This window comes from Mesorhizobium sp. M7A.F.Ca.US.007.01.2.1 (genome assembly GCF_003998165.1).
Classification (GTDB): domain Bacteria; phylum Pseudomonadota; class Alphaproteobacteria; order Rhizobiales; family Rhizobiaceae; genus Mesorhizobium; species Mesorhizobium ciceri.
In genome coordinates, this window is the sequence record NZ_RZQP01000467.1 from 1 (window position 1) to 1,488 (window position 1,488).

The following is a 1,488-nucleotide window of genomic DNA, read 5'->3' on the forward strand; positions in this document are numbered from 1 at the left end:
ATCGACGCCAAGCATCCGTTCGTGCCGTTTGGCGGCGATCATCGCCTGCACGATGCCGGTGTCGCCGCCCTGCCCGGTGATGCCGTCGAACGGACCGTTGGTGGCGATCGCATCCGCAGTCACCTTCTGCGCCACGCCGTCATCCCATTTGCCGGCGACTTCGGTCACGTCCCACTTCTTGCCGGACGCATCGAAGACCTCGTGGATGCCGTTGTGACGATCCGTGTCGACGGAGGTGCCGGCGACGCCGCGCACTTCCAGGATCTTGCCGCCGTTCGGTATCTTGCCGACCAGCCACTTGGCCCACAATTCGCCAAGACCCTTCTGATCGACATTGACGTTGATGGCGTCCTTGGTGTCGAGAATGTTGTCGAAGGCGACCAGCACGATGCCCGCTTCCTTGGCACGCTTGATGACCGGACCGAAGGCCGTCGGATTCTGGGCGTCGGTGACGATGGCGTCATAGCCGGAATCGATGAAATTGTTGATCGCCGAGATCTGTGCCGGCACGTCCTCGCCCGTCGAGACGACCTTGAATTCCTTGATCTTGGCTTTGACTTCAGGTTGCGCGGCGTAGGCCTTGGCCGTCTGCACCATCTGGATGCGCCAGGTGTTGGCGATATAGCCATTGGCGAAGGCGATGCGGAACGGCCCTTCCTTCTTGGGATATTTGAAGAATTTGGTCTCCGCGCTCCACGGCGCGAAACAGTCCGCCTGAGCGGCGGGACCCGACACGATTTCGGGTCCGGCGGCCATGGCGGCCGAATTGAGCATGACGAATGCAGTGGCGGCAACGACGCCACCAACGAGTGACTTGATCATCGATAATCCTCCCGATTGCAGTTCTGATTGTTCGTTTCGCAATGCGAATTTTTCGCGCGATGGACCGGCACCTCCCGCCTTGCCATGCGCTTCCTCGGCCGCCCGTGATGGCCGACCCGGTACCTCCCTTGTCGCCGCCAGCGGGGCGAAAACTATCATATTATCCATAATAAACAAGTATTAGTTGTCGCTTATGTATAATAAACAGGTGCGACCTGTCGTTCATGCAACTGCCTGTAGGAGATGGTAGCGCTACCAAATTGGCGTGTAAACCGGCATTCGCACAGTCGCTTCTGTGCGTTTCAACGCGCCGTGCTCTCGCGGCGCTTGAGCTCGAAACCGAGATCTACGATCCGTTGCTCCGGTCTTTTGCCGGCGATCGCAGCAAGCGCCATGGCGACGGCACGCCGGCCGATCTCATAACGATGGGTGCGGATGCTGGTGACCGAAGGAAACGCCACCTGCATCATGTCGAGATCGTTGAAACCGACGATGCCGATCGTCTTCGGCACCGCGATCGAGGCGCGATGGCATTCGAACAAGACGCCGAGCGCGATGTCGTCATTGTTGCAGAACACCCCGTCGAGTGTCGGCACCTTGGCCAGCGCGTCGCGGAACATCTCGCGGCCGAGCGACACGCTGGACAGCACCGGCGTGGTGGTGACG

Annotated in this window: 2 protein-coding genes; both read right to left on the reverse strand. The window is 60.1% G+C overall.

The annotated features are described in order from the left end of the window. Window positions 1-822, reverse strand: an 822-nt coding sequence (locus tag EN949_RS35170; protein WP_127371984.1) for a substrate-binding domain-containing protein, incomplete at its 3' end; no start/stop codon positions are given. A gap of 302 nt (window positions 823-1,124) precedes the next feature. After that, the coding region (locus EN949_RS35175) for a substrate-binding domain-containing protein (protein WP_164782673.1) at window positions 1,125-1,488 on the reverse strand (364 nt) is incomplete at its 5' end.